We start from the raw sequence: 15,482 nt of genomic DNA, 5'->3' as shown, positions 1-15,482 counted from the left end.
CCGGTTCGATCAGCACATCCGAATGCACCGAATCGCGATGCCGGATCCGGCCCTCCAGTGGCCAGGTGACCGTCTGCAGGCCGATATGCGGATGCGGGTCGATATCGGGTGGCAGATCCGTGGTGGTCACCGTCGGTGCACCGAAGTAGTCGAGGAAGCACCACGCCCCGACGGTCGGCAGATCCCGCTGCGGGAGGGTGCGCTCGACGTATGTGCCGCGTACCCCGCCCAGTGGCACTTCCCGGGCCGGATAGAGCTCTGTCACCGGCCCCGGCCCGGCTACCGGTACGCACAGCGTTTCGGCGGGATGCGGGTCGAGATCACTCACCGTCGACGCCGACCACATGCGCGGCGTAGTCGGGATGGCGCTCCAGATAGCTTCGGATGAACGGGCATTCGGGTCGGATGCTGTGCCCGCGGTCGACGGTGTCACGGACCGCGAACGCGGCGAGTTTGCTGCCGAGCCCCTTGCCCTCGTATGCCGAATCGACCTCGGTATGGGTGAAAACGGTTTCCGTGCCGCGTTCGGTGTACTCGGCGAATCCGGCGAGACCGCCGCCGTAGAACACCTCGTAGCGGTCTTTGTCCGCGTTGCGGACGACCGTGCTCTCCTCGGTTGTTCCGGTCATCTCCGCACTTCCTCTCGGTCTGCGACTACCGGCTCCCGGCGGCGCGGCCGCCGCCGGACCCCGAGCGCCAGCGTACTCAGCCTGCCCTGGCTGTGGAACGAGCCGGACGGAACCGGATTCCGCGGCTGCCAGCGCATCCGGTTCCGGGCACGTAACCTGGGATTATGGCTAAGGAAATCGACCGGGTCCGGGCGCGTTCGGCCTGGGCCACGGTCAAGGAAAGTCCGGTGATCACCGTTATTGCGGTGGCACCGGTCGTGGTGGTGTTCGGGCTGGTCTGGTGGCTGCTCGGCGGTTGGGCGGCGTTCCTGCTGCTGGTGCTGCTGGGCGTCGGCGCGGTCTTCGGCGGCAAACTCCTGCGCTGAGCGGCAGCGTTCGCTCAGCGCGGGATATGGAAGGTCGCCAGATCGCCGGTGCCCGGGCCTATCCGATCCCACGGTAGATCGAAATGCAGTACGGCCAGGGCCGAGGTGGGAAACTTGCGACCGATCCGCAGTGCGTCGTCGGTATCGTGATCGGACGCCAGGTCCCATGCAGTCCACGGCATACCCGGTGAGTGCCCGATGACGAGTAATGTCGACAGGGCCGGATCGGTCAGCTGGACGAGTTCGATCAGCCGATCGGCCGCTGCCTCGTAGATCCCGGCATCGAATTCCACCGGTGCGGTGATCGCGGTGGCGGCGAGGGTCTCCCGGGTGCGGGTCGCGGTGGAGCAGCGGACCGCCGAAATGGGAGGCTGGGTGGCACGCAGCCAGTCCCCGGCCAGTGCGGCTTCGCGCCTGCCACGCGGTGCCAGTGGGCGTTCGTGGTCGTCGATTCCGGGCGGGTACGCCGACTTCCCGTGCCGCATCAAGATCAGAGTCCGGGTCATGTGACCACCGTAAGCACCCTCCGTGCGGAGATGGACAACACACTCGAGGCAAACTGAAAGCGGCGTCACAATGGAGGTGGGCCGGTGACCCTGGTCCACACCGATTGTCTCGCCCTGCCCACCGTGACCCGGAAGGCACCAGCCCGCACATAAGTCTCGAGGATCTGCACAAATATGGCCTACGTAATCACGCAGCGTTGTTGTAACGATGCCAGCTGCGTTTCCGAGTGCCCGGTCGACTGCATCCGCCCGACTCCGGACCAGCCGGAATTCGCCACGACCGAAATGCTCTACATCGACCCCGACACCTGCATCGACTGCGGCGCCTGTGTCGACGCGTGCCCGGTGGAGGCCATCTTCTCCGAAGACGATCTCACCGCGTCGCTGGCCCGCTACCGCGATATCAATGCCGCCTGGTTCGAGCGGCACCCCCTGGAATCCAATCTGGATCCGATCGCCACCCCCGTGCGTCCGCCCAAGGAACTCGGGACGCTGCGGGTCGCGATCGTCGGTGCCGGGCCGGCGGCAGCCTATGCCGCCGACGAACTGCTCCGCCGCTGCGATGTCCAGGTGGAGATGTTCGACCGCCTGCCCACGCCGTGGGGGCTGGTTCGTGCCGGAGTGGCTCCGGACCATCCCGGTACCAAAACGGTGGCCGGCATGTTCGAATCGGCGTTCCGCCGCGACACCCTGCAGTACTACCTGAACGTCGAGGTCGGCGAGCACATCAGTCACGAGGAGCTGCTGGCGCACCACCACGCAGTTCTCTACGCGGTCGGTGCCTCGTCCGATCGGCGGATGGGCGTCCCGGGTGAGGAGCTGCCCGGCAGCCATTCGGCCACCGAATTCGTGGCCTGGTACAACGGCCACCCCGACTATGCCGATCGCACCTTCGACCTGTCCGGGGAACGGGCGATCATCGTCGGAAACGGCAATGTCGCGCTCGATGTGGCGCGCGTGCTCACCGTGCACCCCGACGAACTCGCCAAAACCGATATCGCCGACCACGCCCTCGCCGCGCTGCGTAACAGCAATATCCGCGAAGTGGTGGTGCTGGGCCGGCGCGGACCGTTGCAGGCCGCCTACACCTCACCGGAATTCCTGGCGCTCACGCACCTGTCCGGCGTCGACGTGGTCATCGATCCGGCCGATCTGAAACTCGACCCCGCCTCGCAGGCGGTACTCGACGATCCCGAGGTCGAGCCGTCGCTGCGGCTGAAGTACACGCTGGCCGAGGAATACGCCGCGAAACCGCCCACCGAGGGCAACAAGCGGATCGTGTTCAAATACCTGGCCTCGCCCACCGAGGTGCTCGGCACCGGCAAGGTGGAAGGGCTCGAGTACGCGCACAACGAGCTGGTCGACGTGGACGGTGTGCTCAACGCCCGCGCCACCGACCGCACCGGCAGCTACGACGCCTCCCTGGTGCTGCGCTCGATCGGCTACCGCGGTGAACCGGTACCGGACCTGCCGTTCGACGAGAAACGTGCCGTGGTACCCAACGAGCACGGCCGGGTGACCGGTCCCGACGGCACCCCGCTGACCGGCGTGTACGTCAGCGGCTGGATCAAGCGCGGCCCCCGCGGTGTCATCGGCTCGAACCGCATCGACTCCGAGGAAACCGTCGAAGCCCTCATCGCGGACTTCATGTCCGGCAGACTGGCCGCGCCCACCGGCGACCGGGACGCCCTGCGCGCCCTGGTTCAGCAACGCCAGCCGGATCTGGTGGACCGCGCCGGCTGGAAGGCCATCGATCAGGCCGAACGCGGTGCCGGGAAGGAAGCGGGCCGCCCGCGGGTCAAGTTCACCACCCACACCGACCTGCTCCAGGCCGCCAAAGGGAGCGAGTGACCGGTCCGCCCGGCGTCAGCGAAACCTGAGTGTTGGCTTTCGGCGGGTAAACGGATCGAGCACCCCGCCGTGCGCCGGTATCGGGTCGAATCGGCGCGCTTGTCGGCGCCGGATGCCGCGGACTCCCGGGTACTTGCCGTACCGGGAGTCCGCGGCGCGACCTGTCTTCGCCGCTCGCGGCGCCCGGCTGGATGCGGCTCCGCGATCGCACAGATATGCGGGCCGTTCATCGGTTCGGTGAGCTTCGGCTGTGCCCGGCACCGTGGCAGTGGAAATTCGTAAGGTGCGGCTACGTCCGCGCTGAGGCCACGGTCGAAGATCCACCTCCGAGCCCCGACGTAACCAGCGGTGCTGCCGAGTTCAGCGAGGCCCTGTGAGGTTTTGACCAAGGGGGGCCGAAACCCCGCGCCGACGGAGTCGGCGCCGAAATTACAGCGGCGCTATGCGGACGATGGTGGTAGTTATCCCGTCGACTACGAACCACAGGCGCAAGGTGGGACGGGCGTGCCGGTCGCCGGGTTCGTAACGGCTGCGGACGCCGATGTGCTGGCGCGCCAGCACCGGGGCGACATATTCGATGACGGCCCGGTGCGGGCCGCTGGCCAGTTTGGGGTAGTCGACGAGATACTGCTCCACCGCCTGCCAATAGCAGGCGTTGTTCACGTGGTTGTACTGGTCGATATCGGTGGCGCGCAGCGGAAACGGCAGATCGGTATCGGATTCCGGGGGAGCGGGCTCGGTGAGCCAGGGCCGCCAGCGCAGCCGCTGTTCATTGGTGGTCTGCGCCAGGTATGCCAGGCCCGCATCACTGATCCGGGCCGGCATATTGTTGGCCTCATTGATCTTGATCCAGAAACCCTCGGTCTCGATCAGGCCGCCCCGGTCGCTGGTTATCCGCACCCGCATATTCGACCAGCGGGTGGACATACTCGAACACCAGCGCAGCAGATGCACGGTATCGGGCCACCGGACCGGCCGGATCACATCGATCACGGTGCGCCGGATTATCCAATTGGGGTCGGTCTGCTCCAGGATGGACTGCTGGAGATGTTCCCAGGCGATGTCCTGGAGGTAGCGGGCGATACCGTCGAGGCGCACGCGGTTGTACGGGTCCACGTCACCGGCTCGCACCGGCCACGACGAAACGAACCCCATACCCTCCTGGGGAAGCGGGGCGAGTGGCTGATCGAGTGACACTTGCGCTCCTCGCGCGGCGGGTCGCGCCGCGGTACTTCTGCTGGTTCCTGAGCCAAGACTTTACGGTGCTGAATACATGGCGCCGCCTCCGGCGTCGCTGGTTCGGTGCCCTGATGGGTCTCGAATCTTCCCTCCTCCGCTCCTCCGCTCCTCCGCTGCGCTCCCCCGCTCCGTCAGTCCAGATCCGAGACGGGCACCGAACCACCGCTATGGACTTCCCGCTGGTGTGACCGATAGTTTGGGGTTGATCGGTGGATTGGTACATATCATCATGTGCGTCTCATGGCGCTAGGTGAACGAACGAAAGAGGTCGGCATATGCGCGCAGCTCAGGTCAGCAAACTCGACGGACCCGAAGCCATCGAGATCGTCGACATCCCCGAACCGGAACCGCTGCCCGGCGGCGTTGTCATCGATGTGCACGCGGCAGGGGTCGCGTTCCCGGACGTGTTGATGACCCGCGGGCTGTATCAGATGAAGCCCGAGATGCCGTTCGTCGTCGGCGGTGAGGTCGCGGGTGTGGTGCGGGAAGCCCCGGAAGGCGCACATGTGAAACCGGGCGACCGTGTCTGCGCCCTGACCATGCTCGGAAACGCCATGGCCGAGGTGACCAGCACCGCCGCCGAAATGGTTTTCAAGCTGCCGGACAACATCTCCTTCGAAGAGGGCGCCGGAATCCTCTTCAACGATATGACCGTGCACTTCTGCCTGCGTAACCGCGGCCGGCTGGCCGAAGGTGAAACGGTGCTCGTGCACGGCGCGGCCGGCGGGATCGGCACCTCGACGCTGCGGATGGCGGCCGCGCTCGGCGCCGGCCGGGTGATCGCGGTGGTCAGCACCGAGGCGAAAGCCGAAATCGCACGCGCCCAGGGCGCCACCGATGTGGTGCTCACCGACGGCTGGCTCGATCGCGTCAAAGAACTCACCGGCAACCGCGGTGTCGATATCGTCCTCGATCCGGTGGGCGGCGACCGCTTCACCGACAGCATCCGCTCGCTGGCGCGCGGCGGCCGGCTGCTGGTGGTGGGCTTCACCGGCGGTGATATCCCCACGGTCAAAGTGAATCGCCTGCTGCTCAAGAACGTCGAGGTCGTCGGCGCCGGCTGGGGCGAATGGATGCTGTCGCATCCCGGCTACCTGACCGAGCAGTGGGCCGAGGTCGGGCCGCTGTTCGAGACCGGCAAGATCGCACCCCCGCAACCGGTGCTGTTCCCGCTGGAGCGGGCCGCGGAGGCCGTTGGTTCGCTGGAAAACCGTGCTGCCACTGGCAAGGTCGTAGTCACCCTGCGCTGAGCCGGTTGGGCGGCGGTGCAGGTTCCACGGGCGACCTGCGCCGCCGCCGGGCCCGCGGTTTCGTCGGTATTGTTCACACCATGCGGATCAGGTCGGCGATAGTCCTCGGGTTAACCGCGGCGTTTGCTCTGACGGGGTGCGGTTCCGACGCCGGCTCCGAAGAAGCCGACGGTCCGCGGGGGCCCGCTCCCAAGGTGGCCGCACTGGGCCCGTTCGTGGGGGAATGCGGACACGTCACCGACGACGAGGTGCGCGATATCGGGGGGCTCGGCCAGATCACGCAGTCGTACAAGAACGCGGTCGGCTGTAACTGGCAGTCCGGTGGATTGAGTGGTGCGTCGATAACGTTCGCTTCCTATCGGGGCAGTCCGCTGGAGCGAGAGAAGGCCTGGGTCACCACGCACGGCCGGCCACCGGAACCGATCACCGTGGGCGGGCGACCCGGTTTCGCGGCGCTGGCCCCGGACAGCCGTATCTGCGATCTGGCAGTGCAGCTCGATGACGATTTCTTCGAATGGTCGACCGCACTGGGCAGCTATTCCGATATCGGCGGTAATCCGTGTGATCGCAGCCGCGCGCTCGCCGAACTGACCATCGAGCGGCTGGAGTGAGACGATGACGTTGCGCGAACGAGCCGGCCGCGGCCGGATCCGCACGCTGGCCGCGTCGGCGGCGATACTGGTGGCAGCCGTCTTCGGCGCCGGCTGCGGTAGCACGGTGGACGGTACGGCCCTACCGGTCGGCGGTGGCGAAACCGTCGACACCGCACAGATCGACAAACTGCTCCGCGAATGCGATGTGGTCACCGACCAGCAGATCATCGATGCGCTCGGCGGCAACACCTACATCCGGGATTCGTTCTTCGGCGCGGTGTGTATGTGGGATATCGGCGGCGGCTCCGGGATGCTCACGCTGAACTGGTACGAGAACGGTTCGTTGCGCAACGAGCAGGAGACCAACGACAAACTCGGCTACACCAGTACGAAGACCACGGTGCAGGGCACGATCGCCCTGGAGATACGCCGACCGGACGATCCCGGCGCCTGCGGTATGACGGCCAGCGCGGCCGATTCGGGAGTTATCGGCTGGTGGGTGAATTCGTCGCCGGGCGCCACCGGCGACCCCTGCGCCGCCGCGAAGAAGCTCCTCGAACTCACCCTCAACATCGCCCGATGAGGGGTAGAGTTCCCACCCTGTTTTGACCGTGTCATCTGCGTCCGAGTACAGTGGACGGCTGTGCCCGGAAGGATACGGGCAAGTTCGAGCGCAGACGTAGGCCAGCGAGAGCGGCTGACGATTCCAGCGTGCCTGTAATTCGGGCCCTGAACTGCGCGCGACACGCCCGACCTCGGGACGCGAGAAACGTGGTTGGACGTGCGGGTGAAAGCTCGATGAACAGACCTGACACCGCCAGAACCGATTAAAGGAAAGCCGGTCTATGCCAACCATCAACCAGCTGGTCCGCAAGGGTCGCCGCGACAAGGTCGCCAAGACCAAGACCGCGGCCCTCAAGGGGAGCCCGCAGCGTCGTGGCGTGTGCACCCGCGTGTACACCACCACCCCGAAGAAGCCGAACTCCGCGCTCCGCAAGGTCGCGCGTGTTCGCCTGACCAGCGCGGTCGAGGTCACGGCCTACATCCCCGGCGAAGGCCACAACCTGCAGGAGCACTCGATGGTGCTCGTTCGCGGTGGTCGTGTGAAGGACCTCCCCGGTGTGCGTTACAAGATCATTCGCGGTTCGCTCGATACCCAGGGCGTGAAGAACCGCAAGCAGGCCCGCAGCCGTTATGGCGCCAAGAAGGAGAAGAGCTGATATGCCACGCAAGGGCCCCGCTCCCAAGCGTCCGCTGATCAATGATCCGGTCTACGGGTCGCCACTGGTGACGCAACTGGTGAACAAGATCCTGCTCGACGGCAAGAAGTCCACGGCCGAGCGCATCGTCTACGGCGCGATGGAACAGGCGCGTGAGAAGACGGGCACCGATCCGGTTGTCACCCTCAAACGTGCGCTGGACAACGTCAAGCCGGCGCTCGAGGTCAAGCCGCGCCGTGTCGGTGGCGCCACCTACCAGGTGCCGGTCGAGGTCCGCCCCGGCCGCTCCAACACCCTGGCCCTGCGCTGGCTGGTGAACTACTCGCGGGCCCGCCGGGAGAAGACCATGGTCGAGCGTCTGGCCAACGAACTGCTCGATGCCAGCAACGGTCTCGGTGCCTCGGTGAAGCGCCGGGAGGACACCCACAAGATGGCCGAGTCCAACCGGGCCTTCGCGCACTACCGCTGGTGATGTCTGTCCGGCCCATCGCTCGGGTCGGGAGGCTTACGGAAGCACCGCTTCCGCTTTGACAGATATGGCGACCGGAAGGTCGTCGGCGAGAATCCCAACTAGCTACGAGCGGGGAAGAATTCCGTGGCACAGGACGTGCTGACCGACCTGAACAAGGTCCGCAACATCGGCATCATGGCCCACATCGATGCGGGTAAAACCACTACGACCGAACGCATCCTCTTCTACACCGGCGTGAACTACAAACTCGGTGAAACCCATGACGGGGCGTCGACCACCGACTGGATGGAGCAGGAGCAGGAGCGTGGTATCACCATCACCTCCGCGGCGGTGACCTGCTTCTGGAACCAGAACCAGATCAACATCATCGACACCCCCGGGCACGTCGACTTCACCGTCGAGGTGGAGCGCAGCCTGCGCGTGCTCGATGGCGCCGTCGCCGTCTTCGACGGCAAAGAGGGCGTGGAACCGCAGTCCGAGCAGGTGTGGCGTCAGGCCGACAAGTACGACGTGCCGCGGATCTGTTTCGTCAACAAGATGGACAAGCTCGGCGCGGATTTCTACTTCACCGTGCAGACCATCAAGGATCGCCTCGGCGCCAAGCCGCTGGTCATCCAGCTGCCGATCGGTGCGGAGGACACCTTCGAGGGTGTCGTCGACCTGGTCGAGATGAAGGCCAAGGTCTGGACCGGCGAAACCAAACTGGGCGAGAAGTACGAACTCCAGGACATCCCGGCCGATCTGGTCGAGAAGGCGGAACAGTACCGGCAGGAACTGCTGGAGACCGTCGCCGAGTCCGACGAGGAGCTGCTGGAGAAGTTCTTCGGCGGTGAAGAGCTCACGATCGACGAGATCAAGGGCGCCATCCGCAAGATGACCGTCAACTCCGAGCTCTACCCGGTGCTGTGCGGTTCGGCGTTCAAGAACAAGGGCGTGCAGCCCATGCTCGACGCCGTGATCGACTACCTGCCCTCGCCGCTGGACGTCGAGTCGGTACAGGGGCACGCCCCCAACAAAGAGGACGAGGTCCTCACCCGTAAGCCGAGTGCCGACGAGCCGTTCGCCGCGCTGGCGTTCAAGATCGCCGTGCACCCGTTCTTCGGCAAGCTGACCTACATCCGTGTCTACTCGGGCAAGGTCGACTCCGGCGCCCAGGTCATCAACGCGACCAAGGGCAAGAAGGAACGTCTGGGCAAGCTGTTCCAGATGCACTCCAACAAGGAGAACCCGGTTCCCTCGGTCAGCACCGGCCATATCTACGCGGTCATCGGCCTGAAGGACACCACCACCGGTGACACCCTCTGCGATCCGAACAACCAGATCGTCCTGGAGTCCATGACCTTCCCGGACCCGGTCATCGAGGTCTCCATCGAGCCCAAGACCAAGTCCGACCAGGAGAAGCTGGGCACCGCGATCCAGAAGCTCGCCGAAGAGGACCCCACCTTCACGGTGAAACTGGACGACGAGACCGGCCAGACCGTCATCGGCGGTATGGGCGAGCTGCACCTCGACATCCTCGTCGACCGGATGAAGCGCGAATTCAAGGTCGAGGCGAACGTCGGCAAGCCGCAGGTCGCCTACCGCGAGACCATCACCAAGAAGGTCGAGAAGCTCGAATTCACCCATAAGAAGCAGACGGGTGGCTCGGGTCAGTTCGCGAAGGTGATCATCGCCCTGGAGCCGTTCGTCGGCGAGGACGGTGCGCACTACGAATTCGAGAACAAGGTCACCGGCGGCCGCGTGCCGAGGGAATACATCCCTTCGGTCGACGCGGGTGCGCAGGACGCCATGCAGTACGGTGTGCTCGCCGGTTACCCGCTGGTCAACCTGAAGGTGACCCTGCTCGACGGTGCATACCACGACGTCGACTCCTCGGAGATGGCGTTCAAGATCGCCGGCTCGCAGGCCCTCAAGGAAGCGGCCCGCAAGGCCGGTCCGGTGATCCTCGAACCGCTGATGGCGGTCGAGGTCACCACGCCCGAGGATTACATGGGCGATGTGATCGGCGACCTGAACTCCCGCCGTGGCCAGATCCAGGCCATGGAGGAACGCAGTGGTGCCCGTGTCGTCAAGGCGCTGGTTCCGCTCTCGGAGATGTTCGGCTACATCGGTGACCTGCGGTCGAAGACCCAGGGCCGGGCGAATTACTCCATGGTGTTCGATTCGTACGCGGAGGTTCCGGCCAACGTGTCGAAGGAGATCATCGCCAAGGCGACCGGCGAGTAAGTGCCCCTCCGGGGCGGGTAGCTCGCCCGCCCCGGATCTCCCGGGAGTTTGTACAACCGTTAGTTCCCCGCGTACGTGGGGATGACCCCCGCACTGCTGCAACTGCAAGCACCAACAAGTCCAGGAGGACCACACAGTGGCGAAGGCGAAGTTCGAGCGGACAAAGCCGCACGTCAACATCGGCACCATCGGTCACGTCGACCACGGCAAGACCACGCTGACCGCAGCGATCACCAAGGTGCTGGCGGACAAGTACCCGGAGCTGAACGAGAGCTTTGCTTTCGACATGATCGACAAGGCTCCGGAGGAGAAGGCTCGTGGTATCACGATCAATATCTCCCACGTCGAGTACCAGACCGAGAAGCGTCACTACGCGCACGTCGACGCCCCCGGCCACGCCGACTACATCAAGAACATGATCACCGGTGCAGCCCAGATGGACGGCGCCATCCTCGTGGTCGCCGCCACCGACGGCCCGATGCCGCAGACCCGTGAGCACGTGCTGCTCGCCCGTCAGGTCGGCGTGCCCTACATCCTGGTCGCGCTGAACAAGTCGGACATGGTCGACGACGAGGAAATCCTCGAACTCGTCGAGATGGAGGTCCGCGAACTGCTGGCTTCGCAGGAGTTCGACGAGGAAGCCCCCGTCGTGCGTGTCTCCGGCCTGAAGGCGCTGGAGGGCGACGAGAAGTGGAGCGAGTCCATCGTCGAGCTGATGCAGGCCGTCGACGACTCCATCCCGGATCCGGTGCGTGAAACCGATCTCCCGTTCCTGATGCCGATCGAGGACGTCTTCACCATCACCGGTCGTGGCACCGTGGTCACCGGTCGTGTCGAGCGCGGCACGATCAACCTCAACGCCGAGGTCGAGATCGTCGGCATCAAGCCGGAGAAGACCAAGACCACCATCACCGGTATCGAAATGTTCCGCAAGATGCTGGACAGCGCCGAGGCCGGTGACAACGCCGGTCTGCTGATCCGCGGTATCAAGCGTGAAGATGTCGAGCGTGGCCAGGTCGTGGTCAAGCCGGGCACCACCACCCCGCACACCGAGTTCGAGGGTCAGGCCTACATCCTGTCCAAGGACGAGGGCGGCCGCCACACCCCGTTCTTCAACAACTACCGTCCGCAGTTCTACTTCCGTACCACGGACGTGACGGGCGTTGTGACCCTGCCCGAGGGCACCGAAATGGTTATGCCCGGCGACAACACCGAGATGTCGGTTGTGCTGATCCAGCCGGTCGCCATGGACGAGGGTCTGCGTTTCGCGATCCGTGAAGGTGGCCGTACTGTCGGCGCCGGTCGGGTTACGAAGATCCTGAAGTGATTCGCTGAATCGCTGGGAACGGCGTCGCTCCGAAAAGGGAGCGGCGCCGTTTTTCGTTTCACGCAATGATGCAGGTAGGAGCACCGACCGCAAGCCGACGCTTTCCAGGCGCCGGCCGGTCTGATAACGCTCGAACTTCTCAGCCGATGTTATGGGTGTCCGATGTCGAACGAAGGAACTCGGTTTGATACGTAAAGCTGCCGCTGTCCTGTCACTCGCCTTCGCCGCCACGGCTGCCGGTGCCGGCGCCGCCGGTGCTACTCCAGAAATCCCCGCCACACCCGAATCGTGCCCCGCGGTTCCCGCCGACCGAGTTGACGACGCCGTCAGCCGGCTACCGCAAGCTTTCCCGGATGTGCCGTGGAAAGTGACGGGAAGTGGTTCGTCCGTCGACTGCGCACTGAACTGGGTGCAGGTCGACCCGGATGGCGCGACCGGGAGTTCCCCCACACATATCCTGCTCTTCGACCACTTCAAGTACGGGAGCACAGCGACCGAGGACCCCGAGGCATTCGTCAACGTTGCCGGCAGCGACGCACCCGGGCAGATCACCATCACATTCCGGTGGCCGAACCCCGGCGACCCCAACGCGAATCCCACCGGCCGGGCCGACGTGCGCTACCAGCTCTTCCCGCAGTCACCGCCGGGGCCGATAGACCCGATTCCGCCAGAGGTGACCGGCTGACAATCGGCGTCGGTCCGGTTGCGAAGATCATCAAGTGATTCGCTGAATCGCTGAGAGCGGCGTTGCCTACAAGCGGCACGGTTCGCTGTTTTCCGGACCCTTGTTCGATCCCCGACACCCGTATGTCCGGGATTACATTCATTCTGCCCATGCGGTGGAACGTCGGGCAGGGTGGTTCATTCGAGGAAGGTCACGGTCTCGGACAGCGGGGCCCGGGGCAGGTAGGGGTGAGTGGCGGCGGGGTGGGCGAAGCCTATGGACATACCGCAGAACAGCATCTGTTCCGCCGGCGGTGAGATCACCTCTCCGACCGTGCGGTGATATTCCGCCCATGCGATTTGTGTGCAGCTGTGTAGTCCTTCTGACCGCAGCAACAGCATCGCAGTCTGTAGGTACATACCCGCGTCTGCCCATTGCGGCGCGGGCATGTCTCGGTCCAGATAGCAGAACAGCGCGGTAGAGGCTCCGAAACAGTTCCAGTTCTCGGCTCGGACCCGAGTGCGGGATTCGGTGTCGTCGTGGGCGATACCGAGTGCGCCGTATCGACGAGAGCCCATAGCCGCGAGGCGTTCCCGATAGGGCGAGGCCATGTTCAGCGGGTAGAAGGCGAACTCCGGCTCGTCGCCGCTGTCACCGGTAGCAACTCGTTCGGCGATGCGCTTCTTCAACTCCATCAGCCGATCCCCGGTCAGAACATAGATATGCCACGGCTGCAGATTGCCGCCCGACGGTGTGCGGGCAGCCGCTGTCAGTACCCTGTTCAGCACGTCGCGCGGCACGGGTCGGTCGGTGAACGTACGAATAGATTGCCTACTCGATACTGCCTCATACACATCCACGCCACGATCGTATTGGGGTCTTCTCTGGTACCAATGCGATCCATCCCTCGAACACCGAGATTGCTTGCACAGTCGGACCACACCGGGAGAGCGCGTCGAGCGTGGTCAGAAGAGGGTGTCGCCATGAACCCCGGCCTCCAGCACGCCGCCGATCAATCTCATCGGCAGCCAAGCCGGGCACCAACCGCCCGACCGCGCACCCCGAACGCGAAATCCCTCCCGACGCTGGGTTCACGCTCTCGAACGCACCGGGATCGCGCACAAATGGACCCGCCCCTACACATCTCGGACGAACGGGAAGGTGGAGCGGTTCAACGCCACTCTGGCCCGCGAATGGGCCTACGGGCGCGAAAACGACTCCGGGCAGGCCCGCCAGGCCGCGCTGGGCGACTTCCTGACCTACTACAACCCACGCCTGGCCCCACGCCGGGATCGGCCACCAGGAAGCGGTCAGCCGAGTCCTGCTACGCGATTACCGACTCACAACCGCCGGGCACACTCTCTCATCCCTGCCGATGATCGGACGGGCACAGCCACTGTGAAAGCCGGGTAATCCGCTGGGAATTCGAGTCCGGTCGGATCGCCGGCGATCAGGCGGCCTGTCGGTACCGCCAGGTGACCTCTGTCGTGTGCGTGTGCGGGTGCGGGTGCGGGTGCCGGCACTGTCGAATCCGAGAGGCCGGACTGTCAAGGGGATGTCAAATATGAGACCCGAGTTCGAATTCGTCGACGCCTGCTGGCTATCGTGGCAGGTCAGGTGACGAGTGCGGTCGAACGCTCGGTTGCGCAACGTCGAACGGAGCTGGGGCGTAGACAGATGACACGATCTGCGCAATGGCCGCTGCCGGTTTCCGCGGTTGCCCGAGTCGGCAGATTCGCTGAGAGCGGGTCGGGTCCGATTCGGATCGGCACCCGCCAGGCAGCACAACCTGTTACCGGCCAGTGAGATGCCGGACAACCGGATGCGCCGTTGCACCGCGGACCGAACAGTCGCCCCCGGGGGCCGGAGGGGCTCCAGTACAGGTGGCCTGGAGTCGAAAAGGCAGGACGAGATAGATGACGAACCCGCAATATCCGGGTGCCGGCGATCAGCCCGGTGGATATCCACCGCAACCGTTCGGAGAGCAACCGCCCGCCGGGTGGCAAGGGCAGGGGCAGCAGTCGTATGCCCCTGGCCCACAGCAGTATCCGTCGCAGGGTGTGCCGCCGGGGTACGGGCCGCCGGCGTACCCGCCGCAACCCGGCGGACAATACATACCACCGCCCGGCGGGCCGTACCCACCGCAGCCCGGCAAGAGCCGCGGGACCGTGGTCATGGTGACGCTCGTGGTGCTCGTACTGGTGGCCGGCCTCGGTGTCGGCGGATATTTCCTGGTGTCCGGCGGCGGGACCGGGGATCCGCGCACCGTTGCACAGCAGTTCGTGGACGGTGAAGGTGAGAACGAGGAAATCATCTGCGCCGCGGATCTGGCGAAGATCGAGGACGCCGGGAAGTCGGCGCCCCAGCCCACCGCGCCCGTGACGATGCCGGACGATTCGGCCGCCACGAGCGAGCTGGTCGGTGTCGACGTGCCCGAGGGGAGTGACCATGGGACCTTTACGGTCAAGACCGACGTGACAATCGGGACGCAGAGCCACAGCCGGACCGTGGAGTACGACCTCGTCGTGGAGGACGGCGACTGGAAGGTCTGCGGAATCCTGGAGGCGTCGGAGCCCGGCGACAGTGATTCCGAGGCTCCGGGCAACAATGTTCCCGGAGCGCCGGACAACGGTGATTCCGAGAAACCCGGGAACAATGACTCCGGCGGCGACAGTACCGGCGGTAGCGATCCGGGCGCCGCACGTGCTGTTGCACAGCAGTTCGTGGACCGGGACGGTACCGACAAGGGCTTGATCTGCGCGGCGGATGTCGCGACCCTCGAGTTGGCCGAAAAGTCGGGGTCCGGACAGGTCGAACTGCCGGATTCCGCCTATGCGACAAGGACGATCACGAACCTCGATGTGCCCGCAGGCAGCGAGCAAGGGACCTTCACCGTCGAACTGATGGTGAAGGGAACCTCGACGCTCATCAAATCCCTCGACTACGACCTCCTCGAAGAAGACGGCGACTGGAAGGTCTGCGGCGTTCTGAAGGCGTGGCTCAGCTGATCCTTGATCGCCGAGCGGATACTTGTCCACGCACATCAGCGCAGCCACTACACAGAGGCCCGCGGCCACGTAGAAGGCGATGTCGTAGGAACCGTTCGTGTCCGGACGTAACCGGCGCCGAACGCGGCAACT

Annotated in this window: 17 protein-coding genes; 12 read left to right on the top strand and 5 right to left on the bottom strand. The window is 65.1% G+C overall.

Annotated features, from left to right (window positions below; genetic code table 11):
* The coding region (locus ON22_RS23295; RefSeq protein ID WP_174375622.1) for a pirin family protein at nucleotides 1-328 on the bottom strand (328 nt) is incomplete at its 3' end.
* A complete protein-coding gene (locus ON22_RS23290) occupies nucleotides 321-629 on the bottom strand; it encodes a GNAT family N-acetyltransferase (RefSeq protein ID WP_033246950.1) in 309 nt (102 codons plus the stop codon). The genes ON22_RS23295 and ON22_RS23290, both read right to left, overlap by 8 nt.
* Nucleotides 630-793: 164 nt before the next feature.
* Between ON22_RS23290 and ON22_RS23285 the strand changes: the two genes are divergently transcribed.
* Entirely contained in the window at nucleotides 794-994 is a 201-nt protein-coding gene (locus ON22_RS23285) for a hypothetical protein (RefSeq protein ID WP_033246949.1), read from the top strand.
* 14 nt (nucleotides 995-1,008) lie between these two features.
* Here ON22_RS23285 and ON22_RS23280 read toward each other — a convergent pair whose 3' ends face one another.
* Nucleotides 1,009-1,500 (bottom strand): SixA phosphatase family protein, encoded by a 492-nt coding sequence (locus ON22_RS23280; protein WP_033246948.1) that lies wholly within the window; start codon nucleotides 1,498-1,500, stop codon nucleotides 1,009-1,011.
* Nucleotides 1,501-1,674: 174 nt separating this feature from the next.
* On the opposite strand from ON22_RS23280, the gene ON22_RS23275 reads away from it, so the two are divergent.
* Nucleotides 1,675-3,351 (top strand): 4Fe-4S binding protein, encoded by a 1,677-nt coding sequence (locus ON22_RS23275; protein ID WP_033246947.1) that lies wholly within the window; start codon nucleotides 1,675-1,677, stop codon nucleotides 3,349-3,351.
* A 429-nt stretch (nucleotides 3,352-3,780) separates the two neighbouring features.
* Here ON22_RS23275 and ON22_RS23270 read toward each other — a convergent pair whose 3' ends face one another.
* On the bottom strand, nucleotides 3,781-4,548 hold the full coding sequence (locus tag ON22_RS23270) for an acyl-[acyl-carrier-protein] thioesterase (RefSeq protein ID WP_033246946.1): 768 nt from the start codon (nucleotides 4,546-4,548) through the stop codon (nucleotides 3,781-3,783).
* Nucleotides 4,549-4,865: 317 nt separating this feature from the next.
* On the opposite strand from ON22_RS23270, the gene ON22_RS23265 reads away from it, so the two are divergent.
* The 8 genes from ON22_RS23265 (at nucleotide 4,866) to ON22_RS23230 (ending at nucleotide 12,363) form a co-directional block, all read left to right on the top strand.
* The gene (locus ON22_RS23265; RefSeq protein WP_033246945.1) at nucleotides 4,866-5,840 is read left to right on the top strand and encodes an NADPH:quinone oxidoreductase family protein; all 975 of its coding nucleotides are present in this window, start codon (nucleotides 4,866-4,868) and stop codon (nucleotides 5,838-5,840) included.
* An 80-nt stretch (nucleotides 5,841-5,920) separates the two neighbouring features.
* Entirely contained in the window at nucleotides 5,921-6,451 is a 531-nt protein-coding gene (locus tag ON22_RS23260; protein ID WP_033247035.1) for a DUF3558 domain-containing protein, read from the top strand.
* A gap of 4 nt (nucleotides 6,452-6,455) precedes the next feature.
* Entirely contained in the window at nucleotides 6,456-7,016 is a 561-nt protein-coding gene (locus ON22_RS23255; RefSeq protein WP_033246944.1) for a DUF3558 domain-containing protein, read from the top strand.
* Nucleotides 7,017-7,278: 262 nt separating this feature from the next.
* Complete coding sequence (gene rpsL, locus ON22_RS23250) at nucleotides 7,279-7,653, top strand: 30S ribosomal protein S12 (RefSeq protein WP_014353064.1); 375 nt, start codon at nucleotides 7,279-7,281, stop codon at nucleotides 7,651-7,653.
* 1 nt (nucleotide 7,654) lies between these two features.
* Entirely contained in the window at nucleotides 7,655-8,125 is a 471-nt protein-coding gene (gene rpsG / locus ON22_RS23245; protein WP_033246943.1) for a 30S ribosomal protein S7, read from the top strand.
* 123 nt (nucleotides 8,126-8,248) lie between these two features.
* Nucleotides 8,249-10,351, top strand: coding sequence for an elongation factor G (gene fusA, locus ON22_RS23240; RefSeq protein ID WP_033246942.1), 2,103 nt, complete (start codon nucleotides 8,249-8,251; stop codon nucleotides 10,349-10,351).
* Between the two features lie 136 nt (nucleotides 10,352-10,487).
* Nucleotides 10,488-11,678 carry an elongation factor Tu gene (gene tuf / locus ON22_RS23235; protein WP_033246941.1) on the top strand — a complete coding sequence of 397 codons (1,191 nt, stop codon included), beginning with the start codon at nucleotides 10,488-10,490 and terminating at the stop codon, nucleotides 11,676-11,678.
* A gap of 184 nt (nucleotides 11,679-11,862) precedes the next feature.
* A complete protein-coding gene (locus tag ON22_RS23230) occupies nucleotides 11,863-12,363 on the top strand; it encodes an LppP/LprE family lipoprotein (protein ID WP_157170433.1) in 501 nt (166 codons plus the stop codon).
* A gap of 176 nt (nucleotides 12,364-12,539) precedes the next feature.
* On the opposite strand, the gene ON22_RS23225 is transcribed toward ON22_RS23230, so the two are convergent.
* On the bottom strand, nucleotides 12,540-13,202 hold the full coding sequence (locus ON22_RS23225; RefSeq protein WP_033246939.1) for a nitroreductase: 663 nt from the start codon (nucleotides 13,200-13,202) through the stop codon (nucleotides 12,540-12,542).
* Nucleotides 13,203-13,353: 151 nt separating this feature from the next.
* Here ON22_RS23225 and ON22_RS38120 point away from each other — a divergent pair, with 151 nt between their 5' ends.
* Together ON22_RS38120 and ON22_RS23220 are read left to right on the top strand one after the other, a co-directional pair.
* Nucleotides 13,354-13,755, top strand: coding sequence for an integrase core domain-containing protein (locus ON22_RS38120; protein ID WP_081595785.1), 402 nt, complete (start codon nucleotides 13,354-13,356; stop codon nucleotides 13,753-13,755).
* 503 nt (nucleotides 13,756-14,258) lie between these two features.
* Complete coding sequence (locus ON22_RS23220; RefSeq protein WP_156052408.1) at nucleotides 14,259-15,350, top strand: hypothetical protein; 1,092 nt, start codon at nucleotides 14,259-14,261, stop codon at nucleotides 15,348-15,350.
* Nucleotides 15,351-15,482: the final 132 nt, after the last annotated feature.

This window comes from Nocardia carnea NBRC 14403 (genome assembly GCF_000308515.1).
In the GTDB taxonomy this organism is placed as follows: domain Bacteria; phylum Actinomycetota; class Actinomycetes; order Mycobacteriales; family Mycobacteriaceae; genus Nocardia; species Nocardia carnea.
Note: the sequence above shows the minus strand (reverse complement) of the source record. Positions and strands in the feature narration are given on the sequence as shown.